This window comes from Syntrophobotulus glycolicus DSM 8271, from assembly GCF_000190635.1.
GTDB lineage: Bacteria > Bacillota > Desulfitobacteriia > Desulfitobacteriales > Syntrophobotulaceae > Syntrophobotulus > Syntrophobotulus glycolicus.
Map to the genome: position 1 here is coordinate 1,318,238 of NC_015172.1, position 24,512 is coordinate 1,342,749.

Sequence of the window (24,512 nt, forward strand, 5' to 3'; positions counted from 1 at the left end):
TAATCAAAGCATACTAAAACGATAGGGATTATAAAGAATTGAGAATCATTCCATATCGGAATAATTAAAAGATCTATTTTTGCAAAAGATCTAGAATAAAAGCTTTTGATGTTTACATTTTAAAAAAATATGGATACTAATGCTGCTTACTGGCTAAAAAAATTAGAGGCGAGCCTTATTGTACTCAATAAAGCTCGCTTCTTTTTGTCAATTTGACCTTCAATAGTGCTTGGTTGTAAGGAAACAAATATATGTTTATGAGGTGAATGAATATGGGTAAGATTACTGCAAGAGTATCCCGTTATGAAGGAATTGCTGACTGGTACGATGGAGTAATGAATGATCCCGGTAAGCGTGGAGGGCTGAAAAACCGTTCTCACGATCTACTTGAGGAATTGCTTGGAAAGGGTGAGGGGCTGGCACTTGACATAGGATGCGGTACCGGTATCGTAGCCGAACGCGTCAGAAATCTTGGTTATAGTCCTGTTGGGGTTGATCTTTCAGCAGATCAGCTTAAGATTGCATCAGGTAGGCTGCCGGTCGCTCAAGCCGATGTTACAAATCTACCGATAGCATCAAATTCAATCCCTGTAGTTTATACCACTTTTACAACTACTGAGTATGACGATTTGCAGGGTGTAATAAATGAGATTTACCGTGTACTCAAACCTGGTGGCAGATATGTGGAAATCGGAACACATCCGTGCTTTAACGGCGGGTATGCGGAGATACAAGCTGATGGCTCGGTTATACAACATCCCGGATATCGGTCCAGTCACTACCTGCAGCCATCACATTTCAACAGTCCGATTAGGGGGAGGGTAGGTGCTTGGAACCGGCCATTGGAAGATATCCTGAACACGATTTTGAATGCTGGATTCAGACTGGATAGAGTTGCCGAAGGCGGTGAAAAAGATCTGCCGGACATACTTGGAATTGTTGCAGTAAAAGATAAAGGAGAAAATTAGGAATGGGAGAAGGGGAACAAATTACAAAAAGTGTATCATGGCCGAATGCAGAAGTCATTGAAGATCTTAGGAAATTGCGCAGCAGCGTTCCACTTACCCACTGCATCACAAATGTAGTAGTGACAAACTTTACTGCGAATGTAGTTCTTGCAGTTGGGGCCTCACCGGCAATGGTATTGGCAGCTGAGGAGACAGCTGATTTTGCCCGGGTTGCGCAGGGTCTGTTGATCAATGTAGGCACGGTTACAAGAGTGGATGCTGAGGCTATGATTAATGCTGCTTCCGCCGCATATGAAGCCAAAACTCCATGGGTATTGGATCCGGTAGCAGTTGGAGCATTGGAATACAGAACAAATATAATTGAAGAACTTTTGAAATTCAAACCTTCTGTAATACGTGGGAATGCCTCTGAAATTCTTGCTACGTCAGGAGCCAAAGGAAATGCAAAGGGAGCGGATTCTACTGCGTCTTCTATTGAAGCACTACCTGCTGCTAAGAAACTGGCAGAGGAAACAGGTGCGGTTGTAGCGATCAGCGGAGAGATAGATTATATTACAGATGGGAAAATTGTCATCAGTGTTCCTGGCGGACATGAGATAATGACAAAGGTTACCGGAACAGGTTGCTCGCTGGGAGCGGTAATTGCAGCGTTTCTCCCGGTAACTAAGACCCCGCTTAGTGCTGCTACTGCGGCTTCGGTTATATATGCTGCAGCAGGTGAACGGGCAGCTAAGGAAGCTTTAGGTACAGGAAGCTTTACCGTTGCGTTTCTCGATCAGCTTTCAACGATTGGAATCAAATATTAAAGGATAAAAATGTATCGGGAGGTGAGAAATAATGGCAGTTAATGCTTTGCTACTGAACATACTTGTGGACCCAGTGGATAAAGGAGAATTATTGTGGAAAGAGGGACAGGATTATCTGTACAACCCACGTACCCGGCAGGCATACCCAATCCAAAACGGCATACCTGAACTATTGGCAGATAAAGCAAAGAAGTTGGATGTTTAGAAGGATAGAAAATTTTATTTGAAGGATAAAATAATGGGACAAAATAAAGAAAAAGTGAACTTGAAAATTTCTTCTACAATACTTTCACCGTCACCAGCTATACTGGTTTCATGCAAAGGAACTGAGGCGCCTTATGATAAGGACAATATCATTTCCATCGCTATGACGAGCACATTGAGTACAGTTCCTCCGTTGTTATGCATCTCTTTAAAGAGTGTACGATTTTCTTATTCGCAGATAAAACAATCAGGGGAGTACGTGATAAACATGGTTGGCAGAGATCTATGCTTTGCAACGGACTGGTGTGGAGTAAAATCAGGAAGAGATTATGACAAATTTAAGGAATGCAATCTTACGCCTGTACCCATTAAGAACCTTTCAATTGCTCATGCAATTGCGGAAGCACCGATATCAATAGGCTGCAAATTGGTAAATGTAGCTAAGGCAGGAAGCTATGAGGTTTTCATAGGTGAGGTGGTTTCAGTTGAAGCGGATTCTGATATCCTCGATGAAAACGGTAAAGCGGATTTTAAAAAATTTGGCCTGATATCATACAACGATGGAGATTATTATGAACTCGGAGAGCATCTGGGATTCTTAGGATACTCGATAGCTTCCCCAGAAGTGCTCAAAAAGAAGAGCAAAAAATAGTAATCTGATTAACAAATAAATGAAAGAAAACAAATAGTATTTTAACTTAAAGGAGATTAAAAAAAATGATTTATTCAAGAACTTATAAAATTATTGTAATCGCACTTTTGGCATCGCTAGGGTATGTACTGTCTACATTCATAAAATTTCCAATAAATTCATCTTTGCACTTGTCGGCGAGGTCATTGGGACTGGTGTAATCAGTGCAATTATTTCCGTTCCTGTCATGAAAGCTTTTTATGGACTTGCACCTGAAACTCCGTTTTACTTCTATATCCCGTTTTTTACCCCATCATCCGCTATGGGTGGAACTTTAGGTGTTCTGCTTCTGATTGCGCTTAAGAAAGCAAAAGTTCTCAATAAAATAAAAGCGTGGGACAATAAAAAAGAAAAAAGTGACAGCTTGTCAAGCTAAGATAGAATACTTGAAGCAACATCGACACAAGGCTGTAAAGTATATTAGGTTTGTGGGTGGTAGGCATGGATAATATTATTCGGATTGAAAACCTTGTATTTGAGTACATAGGCGAAGAAGAAAATAACTTGAGAGCCATTGACAATGTCAGCATTGATATCAAAAAAGGGGAATTTGTGGCGATACTTGGGCAGAATGGGTCAGGCAAATCGACTATAGCAAGAAACATGAACGCATTGCTTCTGCCCAGCGGCGGTAAGGTATATGTAAAAGGGCTTGACATTACAAACCGGAGTAAGCTGTGGGAGATCAGACAAGCTGCCGGAATGGTGTTTCAAGACCCGACCAGCCAATTGGTGTCCACGTGTGTGGAGGATGATGTTGCTTTTGGCCCTGAAAATCTCGGCATCAAGCCGTCGGAAATCAGGGAAAGAGTCAATGAAGCACTTAAGTTAGTCAATATGGAAAATCATAAAAAAAGGGCTCCGCAGTTATTATCCGGCGGTCAGAAGCAAAAGGTGGCAATAGCAGGTGTTATTGCCATGAAACCGGATTGCATTATTTTTGATGAGTCCACAGCTATGTTGGATCCTCAGGGAAAAAAAGATGTTATGAATATTATAACAAAGCTGAATAAAGAAGAAGGGATCACTGTGGTTTTAATCACTCATTTCATGGATGAAGCTGTCTTGGCAGATAGATTGATTATTATGGATAGAGGGACTGTTCAGCTTGATGGGACGCCTAAGGATATATTTACCCAGGTGGACAAAGTAAAGGAATTTGGACTGGAGATTCCTTTGGCAGCAGAACTGACACAGCGATTGCACAAGAGAGGGGTCAATATACCGGCAGATATTATTAGTATTGATGAGATGGTGAATTTTTTATGTCAATAAAAGTTGAAAATTTATCGCATGTATATGCTGAGGGAACTCCAAATGAGACAGTGGCATTGGATTGTGTAAGTTTTGAAATATCTGATAATGAATTTGTTGGTATTATTGGGCATACCGGATCAAGTAAATCTACACTCATTCAGCATATTAACGGTTTGCTGAAGCCTAAATCCGGGAGAATTGTAATAAACGATATTGATATTTTCGACAAGGGCGTAGTTATTAACGACATAAGGCGAAAAATAGGTTTAGTATTCCAATTTCCGGAGTATCAACTATTTGCGGATACTGTTTATCATGACATAGCCTTTGGCCCTCAAAACCTGGGGCTTTCGGAAGCGGAAACAGAAAATAGAGTGAAGGAAGCCATTTCGCTTGTAGCCCTTGATTATGAAGAGATTAAAGACCGATCACCATTTGAATTAAGCGGGGGACAGAAGAGGAAGGTGGCAATTGCCGGTGTCATAGCAATGAAGCCGGAAATTCTTATCCTTGATGAACCAACAGCAGGTCTTGATCCCAAAGCACATAAAGAAATACTTCAAATGCTTAAACAAGTTCATGTCGCAGAGAAGAATATAACCATTTTGGTTTCGCACAATATGGGGGATGTGGCCGAGTTTGCTGATAAAATCATTGTGATGGATAAAGGAAAGGTTGCATTGACAGGCTCACCAAGCGAAGTTTACCAGGAAGCTGACCTGATTGAGAGTATAGGTCTGGGGCTTCCGCCCGCGATGGTTCTATTAAGGAAATTAAAGAAAAGAGGAAAAAACGTCAATACAAGTGCTATGACAGTAGATGATGTGGAAAAAGAGTTATTCCAATTGTTAAGGAGTAATTAAAATGCAGAATATTACTTTAGGGCAATACTATCCAACGGATTCCTTTATTCATGAGTTGGATCCAAGAACAAAAATTATATCTATCTTGATGTATATTGCAGGGTTGTTTTTTATAAACAGCTTTAGCGGTTATATTACAGCTGTGGCATTTCTCATTCTTATTATATTAGCTTCTAAAATCCCTGTGAAATCTATTATTGATGGGTTTAAGCCACTTGTGCTGGTGATTGTTCTAACTTTAGGCAGCAATATATTCATGACGAATGGAAGCATAGTTCTCTTTCAAATCGGGTTTATCAAAGTAACACAAGAAGGAATAGTGCGTACTCTTTTCGTTGGCATCAGATTACTCCTGCTAATTATAGGGTCAATAATGTTGACTTTGACAACAAAGCCAATAAAACTAACGGACGGATTGGAAAAACTGCTAAGCCCATTGAAAAAAGTAGGCCTTCGCACTCATGAAATAGCCTTGCTATTTAACCTTGCAATAGCCTTTATACCGACCTTTGCTGAAGAAATAGATAAAATATCCAAAGCGCAAATAGCCAGAGGCGCTAATTTCTCCAGTGGAAATTTATATACAAGAGCAAAAAACTTACTTCCATTATTAATTCCTTTGTTTGTAGGTACGTTTAGAAGGGCCAGTGAGCTTGCCATGGCAATGGAGGCCAGATGCTATAGCGGCGGTAATAATCGTACCAAAATGGCTGAGTTGAAATTGGAGTCAAAAGATTTTATTGCTTCCTTGTTGGCTGCTTCTTTCCTTACCTTGGTAATTTTGCAGTCCAGAGGAATACTTTTCTGATTGGAACATAAAGCCGACAGATTGAGAAGATAAGGGTTAAGGACACTCTGAAAGAAGAAGAAGGACATTACCCTTGTGATATGCTGTGTTGCGCATTTATTTAATGGTGCGTATTAGTTTGATTATATGAACTAAAACCCCGCCTTATCGCATAAGGTTGAAGGCATTTTGCAGTAAGGTGTGCAAAAATTGAAGTAATGTTTAAAAATTATGGAAATATATTCAAAATAACCGTGCATTAATTAAAAATTTGCACATAATTAGCCGGAAAACTGGTTTTTGATCTAAGATATTAGCACAATACTTGAAATTTTGCACACCTCACAGTATGATTCTTATGCGGAAAAGTATTTCAGTTATTTTTCGGCTGCTGTCTTTTGGAATATTCCATATATTGAAGCCATGCTTGCAGTTTCGCAATATTTTACATGAAATTCATAAAATTTATGAAATCCATAAAATCCATAAAACCGAAAGACTTCACTCCTTGACGATTTTGGGCTTGTTCACATAAGATTTTGCCGTTGTTGGGGTGAAGTCTTTCTTTTTTTCGAATAGCTTCCGAAAGGAAGTATCGTATTCCTATTAATTTTTTTCATATATTTTGCGAAAAATTGCTTTTTTCTTCGTTAGATAGATTGTAAAAGCTTTTACAAGGCAAAAGAAAAGGGGAAAACGATGAAGACCGATAAGGAAAATTATATAGAGCGGTTAAAAAACAGCAAAGAAGACGCCCTGGAATTCATCATGGACGAATACTTTCCTTTGGTCAAGGGCATTGTCAACCGGATTCTGCTTCCCGTCGGCAGCCGGGAGCTGGCGGAGGAATGCATCAGCGATGTCTTTCTTGCCGTCTGGTATAACGCGAAAAAATTTCAAGGGGAGAGCGAGGAAGACTTTCGCCGGTGGCTCTGCGCAGTCGCCAAATACAGGGCGGTAGACTTTTACCGCCGGGAAAAAAAGTGCATGGAAATTCCCTCCTCCGATCAGGAGAAGACTGGCCTGTTTCTGCCGGAAAAATCGGCGGAGGAACAAGTTCTTTTGAAAGAAAGTGCCAGAGAGGTGGAAAAGATGCTGAATCTTTTTTCTCCCACCGACCGCGATATCTTCATTATGAAATTTTTCTGGGGTATGCCCTCGGAAGAAATATCCCAAAAGTTAGGACTTACCAAGTCCGCTGTGGATAATCGTATTTACAGGAGCAAAAAACAACTGGTGCAAGGCGTCATGAGCTTCGGAGAAGGAGGCAATTAAAAATGAAGGATACAAAGGATATCTACGAGTTCTTTAACGACATGGATATTGATCTGAACGATTTTAAAGAGGCGGAAGTCGATGAACTGGAAAAAGCGAGGGTAAAACAGATGGTCAGGGAGAGAGTGGCCAAAAGCACCGGAGAATCCGGCAGCTCAGGCGGCGGGAAAAAAAGAAAAAAAAGGACATTTGTGGCTGCTGCGGCCGCAATCGCGGTTATGTCCGTGGGGCTCTGCGGCTTCGGGCTGGCCTTTCCCGCTTATGCCAAGGAAGTTCCCATTGTCGGCGATATTTTCCGGTTTCTGGACGGGGGGCGGACGGGCGTTTATGATTTGTATACCGCAAGCGCCCTGAATCTGGACATGGTAAAGGCGGATAACGGCATCGAGGTGACGCTGAATCAGGGTGTCTATGACGGAAGAACCCTATCCCTGACGTATACCATAAAAACGGAAAAAGATTTCGGAGAAATCCCGTATTTAGACAGTGACATCAATGTCGGCTTCTTCACTCAGGGAGTTGGGGGGAGCGAGCAGCTGAAAAAGGTTGGTCCCGGTCTTTATGTGGGGCAGAGCAACTATACATTCTTCAGCGAAAAGGAACAGGAAGACAGGGATTCCATTTCCTTCCGCTGGCGTGTTTCCGGCATAACCGGGAGAGATGAAAATGCCGGGATGGATCAAAATGAGACCACGCCCTGCAAGCTGAGTTACAGTGCAACCCTGAAGGCACTGGATAATGAAGCGGTGGACATTGCGGAAAACCAGGACAGGGCGCAGAATGTAACGATCAGCTTAAAGCGCCTCTCCGTCACCCCAATCAATACAATTCTATATTATACGGAGGAAACTCCCGGCTATGAAGCTTCCGGCAACCTGGTCCTGGATGCCGGGCAGGTGGACTGGGAAATCAAGGACGATTTAGGCAACGTCTATACGTATCAGGAAAATGGTGGACACGGAAAGATCAAGGGAGAAGTGTTTCAGGTGGAAAATGTCCTTACCCTTAACCGGTTGGATCCCAAGGCCAAAATCCTGTTTATCACACCGACTTTGAAACTGGTTCAGCCCCAGGGCGGCGGGGTGGCAATTGATGAAAATGGAAAGGAGACAGCGCTTCCATATGAAAGTCTGCCGGAAGGAACCGCGGCCGGGGAGTGGCCGATGAAGCAGATTGCCGTCGACATCAGCGCTGTAAAATAAGAATATTGTAAAAGAGGAGCGTTATCAATCCAACTGCGGATAATGAGTACAAAAACCAAAGGGGATAGGGATCTTTTATTACCGAACATCTCAAAATTTTAGATAAGAAAGGCGTCATGGGGAAAAACCGCATCGCATGGGCCTTTCACCGTGTAAAAAAGGCCAGGATTTTTATGATATCCTGGTCCTTTTTTATACCACTGGATTTCCGAGCAAGACAAGGAAGGGCAGATCGTCCAGGAAGGAAGATTCCACGGAGGGATTGCTCCATGTGGTTATAGATTGGTCAAGAAAGACCGACTGGAGAAAAACGCGAACTCTATGATCTGGAGATTAATGAAGAAGCGATCGTTGTCAAGAAAATCTTCATTATAACATGAACAACACTCATCTTATTTTCCTGATGGTTAACCAATGCTCAATTGTTAAATTACCCGGCGCATGATATATTCTAAGGGAAGAAAGCCAGTGGGAGGAAACGATTATGCGAGTGGGTAACGTCATTAGAAAATACCGCAAAGATAAAAATCTAACGCAAGAGGAAATGGCAAAACGCCTTGGGGTGACCGCTCCCGCGGTGAACAAATGGGAAAATGGCTATTCCCTGCCGGATATTTCCTTACTATCGCCTATCGCCAGATTGCTGAATATTTCCATAGATACGTTGTTGTCCCATGAAAAAGAGCTTTCCGATGCGGAAGCCAACCGGTTGGTGGAGGAAGCAAATAAAAAACTAAAAACAGAACCTTTGGACGAGGTATTTCAATGGATAAAACAATGTCTCGTCGAGTATCCAAACTGCAACTATTTGATTCTTTGGATGGCCCGGATATTTGACAGTCACCGGCAAATGACGGGACTTCCTGATGGAGAAAAATATGACGCCTACATCTTGGACTGCTATAAGCGCGCGCTGGAAAGTGACGATCAAGGGATGAGGAACGCTGCTGCCGAATCACTGTACTATTTCTACATGAACAGAGAGCAATACGAGCAGGCAGGGCAGTGTCTCACCTGTTTTTCTCAAGAAAATCCAGAGCGTAAGCGAAGACAAGCTATGATTTACAGCAAGACCGGGAGGCAGGAAGATGCATACAAAATGTTTGAAGAGCTGCTCTATGCCGGGTACCAGAATCTGAATATGACCTTGCGCGACATCTACATGCTGGCGATGAAAGAGAATGAACGAAATAAAGCTCATATGCTGGTTGATAAAATACAGAAATTGGCCCGCCTTTTTGAATTTGGCGAGTATCATGAGATTTCCCCGGCACTTGAATTGGCGGTACTGGAAAAAAACGAGGCGGAAACCCTGTACATTATGGAGCGGATGCTTGCCAACCTCGAGAGTATATGTGCTTTTACCAAATCATCTCTTTATTCGCATATGGAGTTTAAAGTGATAGACGCGGAATATCTTATAGAAGTCCGAGAAGACCTGATGAAAGGATTTCGGGATGAAGAAACTTATGCGTATCTGAAGGGAAACCAACAATGGAGAGATTTGGTGGGATGATGAAAGAAATAAGTCGATTGCGAATCTAGCCCGCTTCCTTTGTGTGGTAAAATAATTGTATCCAACATAGAGGAGGGATTGAAATGGATTCTGCTTATCCAGCTGCTTTACTTGAGATGGGAACATCCCTTGCGGCATTGGCCGTTAAAGGGACGGCGTCAGCGGTAAATACAAAAATTAAAACGATTAAAGACGAAAAAAATATTGAGAAAGTACGATCCACCTACGATGAAATTATTAATGAGCTGATTTCTGAGAGAGAAGAAGCTGTCAGGATTGCTCAGGTCTATAAAGTTGAATTGGATAGAATTCAAATTAGTGATGAAGATATCAAGCATCTCCATAATACTGTTGAACGTATTTTGGAAATCTTAAAGATAATGAACTCTACTGCGCCTATTGAGACCTTTGAACAACTGAAAGAGCTTATTAGTGTAGATACTTTGAAAGCGATACAATTGCTAGGGTTTAATTACAAAGCTGCGATCGGTGAGCCGTTGACTGAACTTTGTGCAAGTGCAATTTTAGCTAAAACAAAATCAACCTCTAACCCAAGCAAAAAACGATGAGGAAGTACCTTCCCTCTGAAGCATTAGGCTATGCCAAGGGAGGTTACCAATATGAGAAGCAGCCGGTTAGGTTACGCATGAGGAGATGGTATTGTTACTCAACGGTCAAACGCCCTTGATTCAATTCCGGCATTGACAAGACGATTTCCGCGGTGCTATACTGGGCTCAAATTGAATATCGGATACAGGTCATGGAAGTTGGGTGTGAATCCCACGCAAGGCCGTTGCTGTAATTCGCCAATGCATTTGGCATAAGTCACTGGAAGAGATTCCGGGAAGGCGCCAAGGGCTGCGTTTTTGAAGGGAACGCGGGCGATAAGTCAGAATACTTGCCTGTTTCCTACTGCGCTTTTTCGCGCGGTGCATATAGCCCTGCGGACTACCGGGGTCATAAATGCGAAGAGGACATGTCTGCCCTTTTATGGACAGAGGCATGTCGCGGTTTCGTACATAAACTTACGTCTGCAAGATGAGTGCAGACGTTTTTTTCTTGTCTCGGTTTTGTTTTTGCCGGTGAGAATGTCGGTTGAATTTTCTCATCAGCGATAAAAGCATAAACAACAAAAAGGGAGAATGGAAAAGGGAGAATGGAAAATGAACAAACACGCTAAAAAAATCTCAACTCTGCTGCTTACCCTGTCCCTATGCCTGCTGACGGCAGCGGGTTGCTCAAAGGCGGCCAGTCCGTCCGGGACAAGCTCCGCGGCCAATTCCTCAAAACCGGTTCTGCTGGTTGTCAGCTTCGGCACCAGCTACAATGACAACCGAGATTTGTCTATAGGCGGGATCGAAAAGGCGCTGCAGACGGCGTATCCGGACTATGAAGTCCGGCGTGCCTTCACGAGCCAGATCATTATCGATAAGCTCAAGGAGCGCGACAAAATCGAAATTGACAATGTGAAACAAGCGATGGACCGTCTGGTGGCCGACGGCGTGAAAAAGGTCGTCATCCAGCCTACCCATGTCATGAGCGGTTTTGAGTACGATGACGTCATCGCCGAAGTCAATACCTATCAGGATAAGTTCGACAGCTTCAAGCTTGGTAAATCACTGCTGAGCACCGACGATGATTACAAGGAGCTTGTTTCGGTCCTCACTGCGGAAACAAAAGCCTATGATGTTGATGGAACGGCCGTCGTGTTCATGGGCCACGGCACCGAGCATCAGGCCAATGCCACCTACGGGAAGGTTCAGCAGTTCCTGACTGATGCCGGTCAAGACAACTACTTCGTGGGGACAGTTGAGGCGGAGCCCGCTTTGGAAGACGTGATTGCCCTTGTGAAAGCTTCCGGGGCCAAAAAGGTAGTGCTGGAGCCGCTCATGATCGTAGCGGGCGACCACGCCAACAATGATATGGCCGGCGACGAAGAAGGTTCCTGGAAGACCGAATTCGAGAAGGCGGGCTTTGAGGTCGAATGCGTCATCAAGGGCCTGGGCCAGTTTACGGGTATTCAGAATCTGATCGTCAAACATGCGGGCGAAACGATAGCCCAGTAATGAAAGAAAATATGACTTCCGGCCGGTTTTTCAGCCGGCCGGAAGAGTCGTTTCATACCTTTGGGATCCCACGGCGACAAGACTTGATCTCAGGAGAATGATAAAATGAAGAAAGCCTTGATCTATCTGCTTACAGCCGTACTTGCCTGTATCCTGTCCATAGGCTGCGGCACGAATGCTCCGCCTGACGCAAACGGGACTCCTCCGCCAGCCACAAGCGGGGAACAGACCCCCGCCCAGAGCGAAAAACCGAAGCCTGTCTATGGGAACCAGATCAAGGACGGAGCCTACAAGATCGAAGTTTCGTCCAGCTCCTCGATGTTTCGCATTATCGACGCACAGCTGACAGTGGCGGGCGGAGAAATGTCCGCCGTCCTGACCCTAAGCGGAGACGGCTATGAGAAGCTGTATATGGGCACCGGCGAGGAAGCGCTTAAAGATACCGGCGACAACTGCATCTATTTTCGGGAGAACGCGGAGGGAAAGTATACGTATAAAGTGCCTGTGGCGGCGCTCGATCAGGACATTCCCTGCGCCGCGTGGAGCATCCGAAAGAAAACCTGGTACGACAGGGTTCTGGTGTTCCAGTCGTCGCTTATCCCTAAAGACGCAATGACAGCGGAATAAAGCCAGAATACAGGAGCAGCGCCAGCGGGTTCGCGGCTCCTGTTTCCCCTTGTTGGGGTGAGGATAGATTTATGAAAAAGTACTATTTTTTGATCGTACTGTTGCTGATTGCGGCACTGCCGGTTCAGGCAAGGGCCGCTCAGCTGCCTGCGGATGGGCAGTACATGATAGAGGTGACGCTGGTGGGCGGCACAGGCAGAGCGGCAGTGGAGTCTCCCGCAAAGCTGACGGTCGCAGGCGGAGCGGCGATAGCCGCCGTCGTTTGGAGCAGCCCCTATTATGAGGAGATGCAGGTAGACGGGATCACCTATCATCCTGTCCATGCCGGGGGGAATTCCACGTTCGAAATTCCCGTTGAATTTGACGAGGATATGAAGGTCAAAGCCCAGACCGTCGCGATGAGCGTGCCGCACGAAATCGACTATACCCTCCGTTTCGATGCGGCCACGCTAAAGCCGTCCGGCCGCAACCGGTTCCCCCTTACTCTGCCTGGGGCCGGAGTCGTGGCTGCGATTCTGATCATCGTATTGGCGGGTGTCTTTGGGAATAAAAAACGCCGCAGAGAAAACAGGAATCAATAAAAATGAAACGATATCTCGTTCTGATGCTTAGCGTAATCATGCTGCTCTCTATACTGCCCGGTTGTGCCGGCAGCCCGGTTAACACCGTCGTGAACAACGGCCTTGGCAACGACTGGCGGATTGAGAGCAGCATGCCGCTGAAGTACGCGAAAAATTTCAGTGTGGATTACTATCACGGCGGTTATGCCTTAATCTCCATATCGGACGGCAGCCGCTATCTGGTCGTTCCCCAAGGCGGCGAGGTTCCGGCCGGCATAGATGCCGGGATCACGGTGCTCAGACAACCGATCAAAAAGATCTATCTCGTCGCAACTTCGGCGATGTGCCTGTTTGACGCGCTGGATGCCCTGGACAGCCTCCGGCTGTCCGGAACAGAGGCTAAGGACTGGTCGATCGGCAAGGCAAGAGCGGCCATGGAGGCCGGTGATATTCTCTATGCAGGAAAATACAACGCCCCGGATTACGAGCTGATCATGGCCAGCGGCTGCGGCTTAGCCATTGAGTCCACCATGATAAACCACAATCCGGAAGTGAAAGAAAAATTGGAAGATGTGGGGATACCGGTGCTGGTGGACCAGTCCAGTTACGAAGCACATCCCCTGGCCCGTACCGAGTGGATCAAGCTGTACGCGGCGCTTATGGGCAAAGAAGACAGGGCGGAGAAGCTTTTTGATGAACAGATCGCTTATCTGAACGAGGCCGCGAGCAAAGAAAACACCGGCAAAACGGTGGCGTTTTTCTATATCAGCTCCTCGGGTCGCGCTGTTGCAAGAAAATCGGGAGATTATGTGACAAAAATGATCGAGCTTGCCGGCGGCAATTACATCTTTAAGAATCTGGGTGATCCGGATAAGGCCACGAGCACGGTGACACTGGAGATGGAGAAGTTTTACGCGACGGCCAAAGACGCCGATTATATCATCTACAACAGTACCATCGGCGGCGAGATTTCCTCAATGGATGAGCTGTTAAGCAAAAACAGCCTGCTTCGTGACTTCAAAGCTGTGCAAAACGGCAATGTCTGGTGCACGGACAAGAATCTTTTTCAGGAGACGACCCAGCTCGGACTGATGATTTCCGATATCAGCCGGATGCTTGTCCAGGACGACGGGAGCCTGACGAAGCTGAATTTCATGTACAAGCTTAAAGAAGATGACCATGGTCACACACAGTGAGGAAATTAGATGGGAATGCGAGACGAAGCGGCAAAGAGGCATTTGAGATACTGCGTAACACTGGCGATGCTCCTGATTCTCTTTGTTATCCTGGTTTTATTGAATATCGGCTTGGGCAGTGTGACGATACGGATTGGGGACATCGGCAGAATACTGCTGGGGCAGGGCGGAAACGGAACAGAGCATGACATCATCTGGAAGATTCGTCTGCCCCGTACGCTGGCCGGTATCATCCTCGGCGGCGCTCTGGCGCTGTCCGGTTTTTTGCTGCAAACGTATTTTAACAATCCCATTGCCGGACCCTATGTGCTGGGAATTTCCTCCGGCGCCAAGCTGGTGGTGGCCATTGTGATGGTTACGGCCCTTATCCGGCACTGCGCGGTCAGCTCGGCGGCTTTGATCGCCGCGGCTTTTGTCGGGGCGATGATTGCCATGGGCTTTGTCCTGCTGGTGGCGAGAGCGGTGCAGAGCTCGGCCATGCTGATCGTCAGCGGCGTGATGATTGGTTATATCTGCTCGGCAATCACCGACTTCATCATCACCTTTGCCGACGACGCCAGCATCGTCAACCTGCATAACTGGTCCAACGGCAGCTTCTCAGGCACCGCCTGGGAGGATGTGCGTGCCATGGCAGTAGTGGTGCTGATTGATTCTGTCCTTGTTTTTCTTCTGTCCAAGCCGATCGGCGCCTATCAGCTCGGGGAAAGCTATGCCCAGAATATGGGTGTGAATATTAAATTGTTCCGCGTTATGCTGGTGCTGCTCTCCAGCGTGCTGTGCGCCTGTGTCACCGCTTTTGCCGGTCCGATCTCCTTCGTGGGGATCGCCGTTCCGCATCTGGTCAAAGCGCTTTTGCGGACCGCAAAGCCGCTCCTTGTTATCCCCGCCTGTTTTTTGGGAGGGGCGATTTTCTGCCTGGGCTGTGATTTAATCGCGCGGACCGCTTTTGCGCCTTTGGAGCTCAGCATAAGCTCCGTAACCGCAGTATTCGGGGCGCCTGTCGTCATCGGGATTATGTTAAGGAAGAAAGAGCGTGGCTGATATGGAATATTTTTTCCGCACGAGCCGTCTGGCGGTCGGCTATAACGGCAAGCCTCTGATCAAGGACATCGAGATTCGGCTCCAAAAGGGGCAGATCCTGACCCTGATCGGACCGAACGGCTCAGGCAAATCGACAATTCTGAAGAGCATAACCAAGCACCTGCAAAGCATTTACGGAACGGTTTATATCGATACCCGCTCCATCGAGGAAATGAGCAGTAAAGAGCTGTCCTATCAGGTGTCCGTCGTCCTGACGGAAAGGCTCCGAACCGAGCTCATGACCTGCGAGGACGTCGTCGCGACTGGGCGCTACCCCTACACAGGGATGCTCGGCATACTTTCCCGGCAGGATAAGCTTCAGGTCCGCAAGGCGATGGAACTCGTGAACGCATGGGAACTGAAAGAAAGAGATTTCAGGCAAATCAGCGACGGACAGAGGCAGAGAATCCTGCTCGCGCGGGCCCTTTGCCAGGAGCCGCAGATCATCGTTCTGGACGAGCCAACCTCCTTTTTAGACGTCCGCTATAAGCTGGAGCTGTTAAACATTCTGAGGACGATGGCCGAAGAACGCGGGATCACCGTCATTATGTCGCTCCACGAGCTTGAAATGGCGCAGAAAGTATCGGATTTGGTGGTATGCGTCAAAGGGGAAACCATTACGCACTTCGGAAGCCCGCAGGAAATATTCCAGAAAGAGCTGATCGGCGAGCTGTACGAATTGACCAACGGAAGCTATAATCCCCTCTTCGGGAGCTTTGAGATGGAGCGGCCCAAGGGAGAGGCCGGGGTCTTCGTGATCGCCGGCGGCGGAACAGGCGCCGCCCAGTACCGGACACTGCAAAAAAAGAGGATACCGTTTGTCACCGGTATCCTGCACGAAAATGACATCGACTATCAAATCGCCTCCGATTTGGCGGGGGAAGTGTTTTTTGAAAAGGGTTTCGAGAACATCGGGGAGGCCGTCTATCAAAGTGCGCTTCAGCGGCTCCGGTCTTGTGACACGGTCATCAACTGCTTGAAAAGCTACGGTGAAACCAATGGAAGAAATAAAGACCTGTACGCGGCAGCCCTGTCTCTGGGACTGAACATTGCGGACAACGCGGACGCCCTGTAACCAAACGGGAAGGACAATGCCTTTCTTCCGGCAACGATGCCTTACCTCATCTGCTCCATGCATTAAATTTTCCTGATATTTTTTGTGTTCTTGATCTATTCTGATCTGTTTGCCAGCACCCTATCTCGGTATTTGAATTCGGGTCTGCTTCCCTATACACTCTGCTCATTTCGGTACTAAGCGGTGGCTTTGAACGATGTAAAATTCAAATCCACCGCTTTTCTCTATGGAAAAATATTTTTGTCTAATCGGGCTATTTATAGCTGAATGGGCTTGCCCTGCCAATAGGTATGATTTAGTCTAGGAATAAATAAAGGAGATAGAGCCTGTTTTTTAAAACATGTAGTTAGATTTATCTAACAATGTGTCAGGAGGAGTTATGGTGACAAATAGTCAACCATCAACTTTTTCCCGACAGTGTACAGGGCGAATGCCAAATGTTGCGTCTGCTTGCTGAAAATGGGCATATTGTGATCGCCGTGACCCATGACAGTGAGTTGCTGGAGTGCTGCACCGACAAGATTTTGCGATCGGAGGGGAATGCCTGATGACGAAAGATATGATCAATATGGGAAGCAATGTCGAAGTGATTACCGGAAGCGACAATACGGCCGTGATGCAAGCAAGAAGCGCCAGCGGCATGGGAACCATGACTTTAAACGAAGTCTTGCCCGGGATACAAATCATCAATAGCGACTTTCATATGCGCGAAATTAAATCGGAATTTGTTTCAAAAGCAGAAGTCTTTTGCGTAGACCACTGTCGAGAGGGGAGAATCGAGCAGGAAATCAAGCCGGGGGTTTTCCGGTATGCAGAGGCAGGGGACCTGCGTATTGACAACCGCACACGGCACAACACGGATTTTTATTTTCCCTTGTCCCATTATCATGGAATCAGTGTCGGTTTTGAGCCTGCCGCTGCCGACGCAAGTCTCCGGAAACTGTTTGCAGATTTCCCCGTGTCGATCACGCGGCTGCGTCAAAAATTCTGTTCTGTCAGTGACTGCTTCTTTATCCGGGGTGAAGCAGATATTGAGCATATTTTTTCCGAGCTGTACAATGTGCCACAAAATGTAAAAAGACACTATTTGATCATAAAAATTTTGGAGCTGCTGCTCTATCTGGGGGGTCTGGAGACAGAGAACGGCAGTGCTCAGCGCCCTTATTTCTATAAGTCGCAAACTGAGAAAGTTAAAGCGATCCATGTGCTGCTGTCCGAGGATTTGCGGCTCCGCTATACTCTTGACGAGTTGACACAGCGCTTTAATATGCCGCTGACAAGAATGAAAAACTGCTTTAAAGCGGTTTATGGAAAGTCGATTTATTCCCATCTTCGTTCCTTGCGCATGAACAGGGCGGCAACGCTGCTCCGCACCACAACGATGAGCATTTCGAAGATAGCGGGGGAAGTTGGCTATGACAGTCCGAGCAAATTTTCATCGGCGTTCAAAGATGAGATGCACATTCTTCCCCTCGAATATCGAAACACAAGGGAAGACGACGATTGGGAAAGCAAGATAAAGGGGTGATCTGTTATGGAAGATAAAAAGCTAAAAAGCAATTGGTTCTCCTGCCTTATGGGCTATGCCGAAGGCAGTAAGGGAAAGCTATGGGCCTCGGTGGTTCTATCCGTGGTCAGTATTGTGTCGGGTATTGTCCCGTACTATTGTGTTTATAAAATGATTGAAGAATTTATTGCAGGTACAGCGGGTATGAAACTTCTGTTCGTTTGGTCTTTGGCCGCGCTGGCGGCCTACGCGGTCAAGGTGCTGTTTTTTGGCCTGTCTACGGCCTTTTCGCACAATGCGGCGTACAATATTTTGGAACAGCTGAGGCTGCGTGTGACTGATCGGTTTATGCATGCGCCGCTGGGAGATGTAACACAGCATTCCATTGGCGAAATTAAAAATGTAATTGTAGATAAAATTGAAAATATTGAACCCCCGCTGGCCCACATGGTTCCGGAGGGAGCGGGTCATGTCGTGTTGCCGGTTGTCAGCTTAATCGTTCTTGCCGTCATCGACTGGCGCGTCGCGCTGGCCTCCCTTATCACTCTGCCGCTATCGTTTATCTGCATGGCGCTGACCTTTAAAATCAGCGGCAAAAATTTTGTAAAGTACAACGAATCCAACGCAGCGATGAGCAGCGCCATTGTGGAATATATCGAGGGCATAGAGGTCATCAAAGCGTTCGGCAGAGAGGGCACCTCCTACGAGAAGTTCTCCAAGGCAATTACAGACTACCGCCAGTTTGTGATAAGGTGGCTTTCGTCCACCTGGGTCACCATGAAGCTTGCCTTTGCGCTGTTTCCGTCAACGCTTCTGGGAACGCTCCCGGTGGGACTTCTGCTCTGCTACAGCGGCGCGATTACGCCCGCAGAGACGGCGCTTTGTGTGATGATGTCTATGTCCATGGTGGGATCTCTGGCAAAGCTGGAGGTGTTCAGTGAGGGCATCCGTGAAATGCAGTATACTGTGGAAAATTTGCAGCAATTTCTTACCATGCCGGAGTTAACCGAACCTGTACAGGCGGCGCAGCTAAACGGTCATGACATTCAATTAACCAGTGTTCATTTTTCCTATACAGGGGAACAAAAGGATGAGGTGCTGCACGGGATTGATCTCATCCTGCCGCAGGGCAGCTTTACCGCGCTGGTTGGCCCATCTGGCGGAGGAAAATCCACTGTGGCCAAATTGATCGCCCGATTCTGGGACGTGACGGGCGGAAAGATTGAAATCGGCGGCGTAGATGTGAGAAGCATGACACTAAAACAACTTGCCGATACCGTCAGTTTTGTTGCTCAGGATAATTTTCTGTTCCGCTGCTCGCTGCTGGAAAACATCCGTCTCGGCAATCCAGAGGCGAGCGACAAAGAGGTTTACGCGGCGGCAAAAGCAGCCCAATGCGATGAATTCATCTCAAAGCTTGAAAACGGCTATAATACTCCTGCCGGTGAGGCTGGCAAACGTCTTTCCGGCGGCGAAAAGCAGCGCATCACCATCGCCAGAATGATTCTCAAAAACGCGCCTGTAGTGATTCTGGATGAGGCCACCGCTTTTACAGACCCCGAAAATGAGAATAAAATACAGCGCAGCATCGCGGCACTGGCCAAAGGAAAGACGCTGCTTGTAATTGCCCACAGGCTATCGACTATCAAAAACGCCGACAACATTGTTCTGCTGAAAAACGGACGAATCGAGGCGCAGGGAAAGCAAGCCGAGCTTTTACGGTCTTCTGCGCTCTATGCCGATATGTGGAAAGCGCATATCGGCGCCAAAGCGTGGGCAGTATCCGTTTCCGGTAAGGAGGTGTCCGCTGATGTTTAAGACCATAAGGCGTATCATTGATTGGTGCGGAGAATTTAAAGGCAAGCTGTATACCGGTTTTGTTTTTTCCTTTTTCTCCACATGGTTTGCAGCGTTTCCCATTATGGTGGCGGCCTATACGATCGGCAGGCTGATTGATGCTGCCAGAGCCGTTGAAGAATTTGACAGCAGTCTGATCTGGCAGAGCTTTTTGCTGATCGCGGTCCTTGTCCTTCTGCGCTTTTTGTTCGATTATTTAAGAGCCCGATTTCAGGAAGCCATCAGCTATGAGCTGGTTGCCCGAGACAGGCTCGCCATCGGCAACATTTTAAAGCGCGTTTCTCTGGGCTATTTTCAAAAGGTCAATACGGGAGAAATCTTGAATTCGATCACCACCGGACTTCATACGCTGGAGAATATGGGTATCCGGATGATTGACAATTTTGTGAGCGGTTACTTAAATTTCCTGTGCATCCTGATCTTCATCACGGTATTCAATCCGCTAGTGTCGTTGATTACGGTCGCGGGCGTGAGCGTGTCGCTGCTGTTTTTAGTGCTGATATCCAGGTACAGCAGAAAGAATGCCCCGGTTACCATGGCGGCAAACCGGGATTTGACGAACGCTACGATCGAATATGCGCGGGGTCTGCCGGTCGTCAAATCCTTCGGGCAGGACGGGACTGCGGCGGCTGCCATGAAAAAAGCCTGCGCTGACAGCAAAGGTATCCACCTAAAAATAGAATGGGGATTTATTCCTGCCAACTGCATGCATCTGCTTGCCCTCAAAATTGCTTCCGTAGGACTGGTGCTTGCAAGCTGCTATCTGGGGCTGAAGGGAGAAATGACCCTGCCGGTTGTGCTGGTGTTTTGCTTTTTTTCGTTTGGGATTTTTGCTGGGATTGAACCGATCAGCGATAGCGCGCACATTCTGGGTGTGATTGACGACGCAATGAATCAGCTTGACCGGATGAAATCAGAAGAGTACATAGACGAAAGCGGTAAGGATATTGTGCTTTCCCATCATGACATCTCCTTTGAGGATGTTTCTTTTGGATATGACGCAAGAGAAGTGCTCAGCCATGTGAGTTTCACTATTCCTGAGAGGACAACAGCTGCTATTGTAGGGCCATCGGGAAGCGGAAAGACGACGATCTGTAATTTGATTGCGCGCTTCTATGATGTGAACAGCGGCTCCATAAAAATCGGGGGACATGACGTCAGAGACTTCACTTGTGACAGCCTTCTGTCCAATATCTCAATGGTTTTCCAGAATGTCTATCTGTTCAACGATACGATACGCAACAATATCTGCTTTGGCAATCCATATGCTACGGAGCAGGAAATGATAGAGGCTGCAAAGAAGGCCTGCTGCCATAATTTCATTACGGCCCTGCCGGGGGGCTATGATACGGTAATTGGCGAAGGCGGCGGTACTTTGTCCGGCGGAGAAAAGCAGCGGATTTCAATTGCAAGAGCCATCTTGAAGAACGCGCCCATCATTATTCTGGATGAAGCCACCGCCTCGATCGATCCAGAAAACGAACACCTGATCCAGGCGGCGATTTCTGAGCTGACAAGGGGAAAAACGATCATTACCATTGCCCATCGGTTGGCTACCATTGAGAATGCCAATCAGATCTTAGTGGTGAACAATGGAATGATTGCCGAGAAAGGAACGCATCATGAGCTGCTGAAAAAAGGCAGCGTATATAAGAGGTTTGTGGATATCCGCGAGGCTGCTGAAGGCTGGGTCATGTAGTGCTAAAAGGTCTTAAAAGATACTAAACCGGCTTTTTAACAGACCGCTGGTGCATAGCTTTTTGCCTTTGTTCGAAAGAAGAATGTCCGTTTGTCAACGTTTTTCAGGCTTCGTCATCCGATTTTTTGGTTAAAGCGGTCAAGTCAGGTTCTAATTTAGCTGGACGCCTATAAAGCCGTGAGGCGCGCCTATTTCCGGGCAGTTCTTATGATCGGAATTTTTCTTGAAACCGGTGAGCTAGATAAAGATACCGGGGCGGGGGGGAGCCACTATTCCGGATAGGGAGCCAAGCTGCGGTTATATCCCAAAACAAGCGTCTTGACTTTTAAAAAACTTAAAAGAAACATAAAGTTTAGTCAGATCCTGCGGAGGACTGATTTTTTTATGCAGAAAAGGTAACCCTTCAAACAATGATTCCTGCCAGTTAGGCATAGTTAATAGGAAATATACGGGATATCGTACGATAAAACAGGTGTTTGTCAGGTATCCAAAACAATTTGTTTTTAAAGCGTTCTTTTTTTGACAAAATGTGGATTTTTGTTGTCAAATTTAGTATGATTATGAAAAATAACCTTTTTCTTGCTTAACTGGATCTTTATCTATATTTATATAGAATTTACATAAAAGATAAAGATAATGCCCATTTTTTCACAAATTTTTTAATAAGAATAGGAGGTTGTCTCATGATTGCCGGAACGATCGACATCAATGGTATGGAGTACAAGTGGATGGAGTGCTCCCGGAGCTTGAACCGGGGCATTTTGTTTAATCCGGATTCACACCAGTACATGTTCAGACCCAACCCTCACCAGGAGGATTCCAAATACTACAACAAGCACCAGGAAGACTGGTATGCGGAGGCAGTGGCTGCCCTGGCGGCGCAGATCGCCATTGGGGGCTGGATTGCTGCCCATCATATCGTGGTCAACGGTGTGGATTACACGGCTAACCTGTTTTAAAGTGAGCGGTGCAACGGACAGGAGGAATGAAATGCCCGGAGAGAAAAAGCGTCTTCCCAAACGAACCCCCAAAGAGATGAGGATTTCCGACCGCCGTCCGGCAGAACCGGCCCCTAATCCGCCTCCCCGTCCTGCGGCAGGGGATTGCCCGCGAAAGGAACCGGAACAATGAGGCGTCCGCAAGTGCCGCGCCGCCTGCTGATCGGCCTGGCCGGCTGCCTGGCCTGCGCTTTGCTGCTGGCGGTGCTTGCCGGCAGCGTGACCATCGAACAGGGAAGGAAAACCCGGTCCGGACCGGAGCCTGTCTCCGGACAGAGCCAGAGTCAAAATCAGGACCAAAGCCGGAATCAGGACCAGAGCCAGAATCAAAATCAAAACCAGAATCAAAACCAGAATCAAAACAAAGATCAAAGCCGAAGCCAGGGCCAAAGTCAGGGCCAAAGTCAGGGCCAAAGTCAGGGCCAAGGTCAAGGCGCGGCTGCCCCTGAACCGGAGGAGCGTTCCCGGTATGCGGCCCTGTTCGGCGAACCTGAACCGCAAGAGCGGAAGCCTTACACCATTCTGGTCTGCATGAACGGCAGCAACCTGGAATCGGACTGGCAGATGGCCACCAATGATCTGATCGAGATGTGCGAGAGCGGCTTTGACGGCGAGGCCGTCAACCTGATCGTGCTGACGGGGGGGACCCGCACCTGGAACAATCCGGTGATCTCGGCGGAAAAGACAATGGTTTATACGGTTACCCCGGAGGACATCGTCGAGCTGCGCGATTTGGGAAATGTCAGCATTACGGACGGCGGGCTGCTTACAGCCTTTATCGACTACGGGGTCGCCGCTTTCCCGGCCGAGCGCTATGGCTTTCTGTTCTGGGACCACGGCGGCGGTCCGATGGGGGGATATGGTTACGACGAAAAATTTGACGGCAGAAGCATGTCTCTGGTGGATCTGGAGACGGGCCTGCAAAACTCCGTCATGGCCGGCACACCCTTTGAATTCATTGGATTTGACTGCTGCCTGATGGGCAATCTGGAGATCGCCTGTATGCTGGCGCCCTATGCCCGTTACATGATTGCCTCGGAGGACCTCGAGCCGGGAAACGGCTGGGATTACAGCTTTCTGGCCAGCCTGTCCGAGCGGCCGGAGATGTCGGGCGCGGAGCTGGGCCGCTTGATTGTCGACGGCTATATCGCCTACTATGACGCCGGCGGCAGCCGGCAGCCCCAGACCCTGTCCGTTATCGATCTTTCCCTGGTTGGAGAGCTTTCCGAGCGGACCCAGGATCTGCTGGAAAGGGCTGAAGCATCAATCCTGGCCGGGGATTTTGCCACTTTTGCCGGGGCCCGGCGGAGCGCCCGCACCTTCGGCAAAACGGGGGAGACCAGCAGCTACGACCTGGTGGACCTTAAACACCTGGCGCTCAACCTGCGGGAAACATTTCCCGGACAGGCCGCGGCCCTCGTACGGGCGGTGGAGGAGGCGGTTGTTTATAACCGGGTCGGCCCGGGCATGGAGGATTCCTACGGACTGTCCACCTATATCCCCTATGACCGCAAGGATGTGGCGAGCGGCTACCTGGATCTGTACCGGCAGTTTCATATTATGCCGCGGACAGAGCGGTTTCTCGGCGCTTATACCAGCAGATTGACCGGTGAGCCGGCCGACCGGCCTTTCCGCGGTCTTCTGCCTGAGGCGGCCGGGGGAGACATTTCTATTCGGCTGGCCGCCGACGCCCGGGAGGAAGTGGCAGATATCTACTTTACCGTCTGGCGGCAGCTGGAGGAGGGCAGTGACTACTTTGTCCGGCTGGGAGTGGAGAACGATGTGACCATCGACGGGGACGGCACTGTCACCACCGGTTTTGACGGCTACTGGGCTACCCTGGGCGGCAGGACGGCCTGCCTCTACGAGCTGGCCCGCACCGAGACGACGGTTTGGTATTCCACGCCCGCCCTGCTCAACGGGGAGGAAGTGGACATCTTGCTGCTGTTCGACGAGGACCACCCCGACGGCCTGGTACTGGGCGCAGCCCCCGCGGGTCCGGAGGGCTCCGGGCTTTCCCCCAGGAACCTGCTGCCCATCGGGCCGGGGGACGAGTTGGCGCTGAGATACCAGGTCCAGCTCTTTCCGAAGGAAGGGCAGGAGCCGGCAGCCGGTGCCGTGGCGAGCAAGTGGATCACCGGCGAGAGCTTCCCGGCCGGGGAGGATTTGGCCTTTGCTCTGGAACCGGTGGGCAATGAGCTTTATCTTTATGGCTTCTGGATTGTGGACATTTACAATAACAGTTATTATACCGACTTTATTGAGATCAGGTACTAAG

At 47.9% G+C, this 24,512-nt stretch carries 24 protein-coding genes and 1 riboswitch; all 24 genes read left to right on the forward strand.

The window, feature by feature from the left end; genetic code table 11:
* The first annotated feature begins 272 nt into the window (after window positions 1–272).
* The 24 genes from SGLY_RS06625 (at window position 273) to SGLY_RS06730 (ending at window position 24,511) form a co-directional block, all read left to right on the forward strand.
* Complete coding sequence (locus SGLY_RS06625) at window positions 273–968, forward strand: class I SAM-dependent methyltransferase (RefSeq protein ID WP_013624501.1); 696 nt, start codon at window positions 273–275, stop codon at window positions 966–968.
* A 2-nt stretch (window positions 969–970) separates the two neighbouring features.
* Window positions 971–1,774, forward strand: a complete 804-nt coding sequence (gene thiM / locus SGLY_RS06630) for a hydroxyethylthiazole kinase (protein WP_013624502.1) — start codon at window positions 971–973, stop codon at window positions 1,772–1,774.
* Window positions 1,775–1,805: 31 nt separating this feature from the next.
* Window positions 1,806–1,979, forward strand: coding sequence for a Trm112 family protein (locus SGLY_RS17885; protein ID WP_013624503.1), 174 nt, complete (start codon window positions 1,806–1,808; stop codon window positions 1,977–1,979).
* A gap of 33 nt (window positions 1,980–2,012) precedes the next feature.
* Complete coding sequence (locus SGLY_RS06640) at window positions 2,013–2,630, forward strand: flavin reductase family protein (RefSeq protein WP_013624504.1); 618 nt, start codon at window positions 2,013–2,015, stop codon at window positions 2,628–2,630.
* A 136-nt stretch (window positions 2,631–2,766) separates the two neighbouring features.
* Window positions 2,767–3,045, forward strand: coding sequence for an energy coupling factor transporter S component ThiW (locus SGLY_RS18640; RefSeq protein ID WP_427916611.1), 279 nt, complete (start codon window positions 2,767–2,769; stop codon window positions 3,043–3,045).
* Window positions 3,046–3,110: 65 nt separating this feature from the next.
* Window positions 3,111–3,944 carry an energy-coupling factor transporter ATPase gene (locus tag SGLY_RS06645; protein ID WP_013624505.1) on the forward strand — a complete coding sequence of 278 codons (834 nt, stop codon included), beginning with the start codon at window positions 3,111–3,113 and terminating at the stop codon, window positions 3,942–3,944.
* Window positions 3,935–4,789, forward strand: coding sequence for an energy-coupling factor transporter ATPase (locus SGLY_RS06650; RefSeq protein ID WP_013624506.1), 855 nt, complete (start codon window positions 3,935–3,937; stop codon window positions 4,787–4,789). The genes SGLY_RS06645 and SGLY_RS06650 overlap by 10 nt, the downstream gene beginning before the upstream one ends.
* 1 nt (window position 4,790) lies before the next feature.
* Window positions 4,791–5,597 carry an energy-coupling factor transporter transmembrane component T family protein gene (locus SGLY_RS06655; protein WP_013624507.1) on the forward strand — a complete coding sequence of 269 codons (807 nt, stop codon included), beginning with the start codon at window positions 4,791–4,793 and terminating at the stop codon, window positions 5,595–5,597.
* A gap of 678 nt (window positions 5,598–6,275) precedes the next feature.
* On the forward strand, window positions 6,276–6,851 hold the full coding sequence (locus SGLY_RS06660; RefSeq protein WP_013624508.1) for a sigma-70 family RNA polymerase sigma factor: 576 nt from the start codon (window positions 6,276–6,278) through the stop codon (window positions 6,849–6,851).
* A 2-nt stretch (window positions 6,852–6,853) separates the two neighbouring features.
* Window positions 6,854–8,053 carry a DUF4179 domain-containing protein gene (locus SGLY_RS06665; RefSeq protein WP_013624509.1) on the forward strand — a complete coding sequence of 400 codons (1,200 nt, stop codon included), beginning with the start codon at window positions 6,854–6,856 and terminating at the stop codon, window positions 8,051–8,053.
* A gap of 484 nt (window positions 8,054–8,537) precedes the next feature.
* Window positions 8,538–9,569 carry a helix-turn-helix domain-containing protein gene (locus SGLY_RS06670; RefSeq protein WP_013624510.1) on the forward strand — a complete coding sequence of 344 codons (1,032 nt, stop codon included), beginning with the start codon at window positions 8,538–8,540 and terminating at the stop codon, window positions 9,567–9,569.
* An 83-nt stretch (window positions 9,570–9,652) separates the two neighbouring features.
* Window positions 9,653–10,138, forward strand: a complete 486-nt coding sequence (locus SGLY_RS06675) for a hypothetical protein (RefSeq protein WP_013624511.1) — start codon at window positions 9,653–9,655, stop codon at window positions 10,136–10,138.
* Window positions 10,139–10,307: 169 nt separating this feature from the next.
* Window positions 10,308–10,489, forward strand: a riboswitch (cobalamin riboswitch).
* Between the two features lie 243 nt (window positions 10,490–10,732).
* A complete protein-coding gene (locus SGLY_RS06680; RefSeq protein ID WP_013624512.1) occupies window positions 10,733–11,635 on the forward strand; it encodes a sirohydrochlorin cobaltochelatase in 903 nt (300 codons plus the stop codon).
* A 105-nt stretch (window positions 11,636–11,740) separates the two neighbouring features.
* Complete coding sequence (locus SGLY_RS06685; protein WP_013624513.1) at window positions 11,741–12,262, forward strand: hypothetical protein; 522 nt, start codon at window positions 11,741–11,743, stop codon at window positions 12,260–12,262.
* A 71-nt stretch (window positions 12,263–12,333) separates the two neighbouring features.
* On the forward strand, window positions 12,334–12,843 hold the full coding sequence (locus SGLY_RS06690; RefSeq protein ID WP_013624514.1) for a hypothetical protein: 510 nt from the start codon (window positions 12,334–12,336) through the stop codon (window positions 12,841–12,843).
* Between the two features lie 2 nt (window positions 12,844–12,845).
* On the forward strand, window positions 12,846–14,018 hold the full coding sequence (locus SGLY_RS06695; protein WP_013624515.1) for an ABC transporter substrate-binding protein: 1,173 nt from the start codon (window positions 12,846–12,848) through the stop codon (window positions 14,016–14,018).
* A 9-nt stretch (window positions 14,019–14,027) separates the two neighbouring features.
* The gene (locus SGLY_RS06700; RefSeq protein WP_013624516.1) at window positions 14,028–15,059 is read left to right on the forward strand and encodes a FecCD family ABC transporter permease; all 1,032 of its coding nucleotides are present in this window, start codon (window positions 14,028–14,030) and stop codon (window positions 15,057–15,059) included.
* Window position 15,060: 1 nt separating this feature from the next.
* Window positions 15,061–16,173 (forward strand): ABC transporter ATP-binding protein, encoded by a 1,113-nt coding sequence (locus SGLY_RS06705; protein ID WP_013624517.1) that lies wholly within the window; start codon window positions 15,061–15,063, stop codon window positions 16,171–16,173.
* A gap of 547 nt (window positions 16,174–16,720) precedes the next feature.
* Complete coding sequence (locus SGLY_RS06710; protein ID WP_013624518.1) at window positions 16,721–17,701, forward strand: helix-turn-helix domain-containing protein; 981 nt, start codon at window positions 16,721–16,723, stop codon at window positions 17,699–17,701.
* Window positions 17,702–17,707: 6 nt separating this feature from the next.
* Window positions 17,708–19,498 (forward strand): ABC transporter ATP-binding protein, encoded by a 1,791-nt coding sequence (locus SGLY_RS06715; RefSeq protein ID WP_013624519.1) that lies wholly within the window; start codon window positions 17,708–17,710, stop codon window positions 19,496–19,498.
* The gene (locus tag SGLY_RS06720) at window positions 19,491–21,236 is read left to right on the forward strand and encodes an ABC transporter ATP-binding protein (protein WP_013624520.1); all 1,746 of its coding nucleotides are present in this window, start codon (window positions 19,491–19,493) and stop codon (window positions 21,234–21,236) included. The genes SGLY_RS06715 and SGLY_RS06720 overlap by 8 nt, the downstream gene beginning before the upstream one ends.
* A 683-nt stretch (window positions 21,237–21,919) precedes the next feature.
* Window positions 21,920–22,195 carry a hypothetical protein gene (locus SGLY_RS18120; RefSeq protein WP_013624521.1) on the forward strand — a complete coding sequence of 92 codons (276 nt, stop codon included), beginning with the start codon at window positions 21,920–21,922 and terminating at the stop codon, window positions 22,193–22,195.
* A 31-nt stretch (window positions 22,196–22,226) separates the two neighbouring features.
* Window positions 22,227–22,367, forward strand: a complete 141-nt coding sequence (locus SGLY_RS18125; RefSeq protein ID WP_169311999.1) for a hypothetical protein — start codon at window positions 22,227–22,229, stop codon at window positions 22,365–22,367.
* The gene (locus SGLY_RS06730) at window positions 22,364–24,511 is read left to right on the forward strand and encodes a clostripain-related cysteine peptidase (RefSeq protein WP_013624522.1); all 2,148 of its coding nucleotides are present in this window, start codon (window positions 22,364–22,366) and stop codon (window positions 24,509–24,511) included. The genes SGLY_RS18125 and SGLY_RS06730 overlap by 4 nt, the downstream gene beginning before the upstream one ends.
* Window position 24,512: the final 1 nt, after the last annotated feature.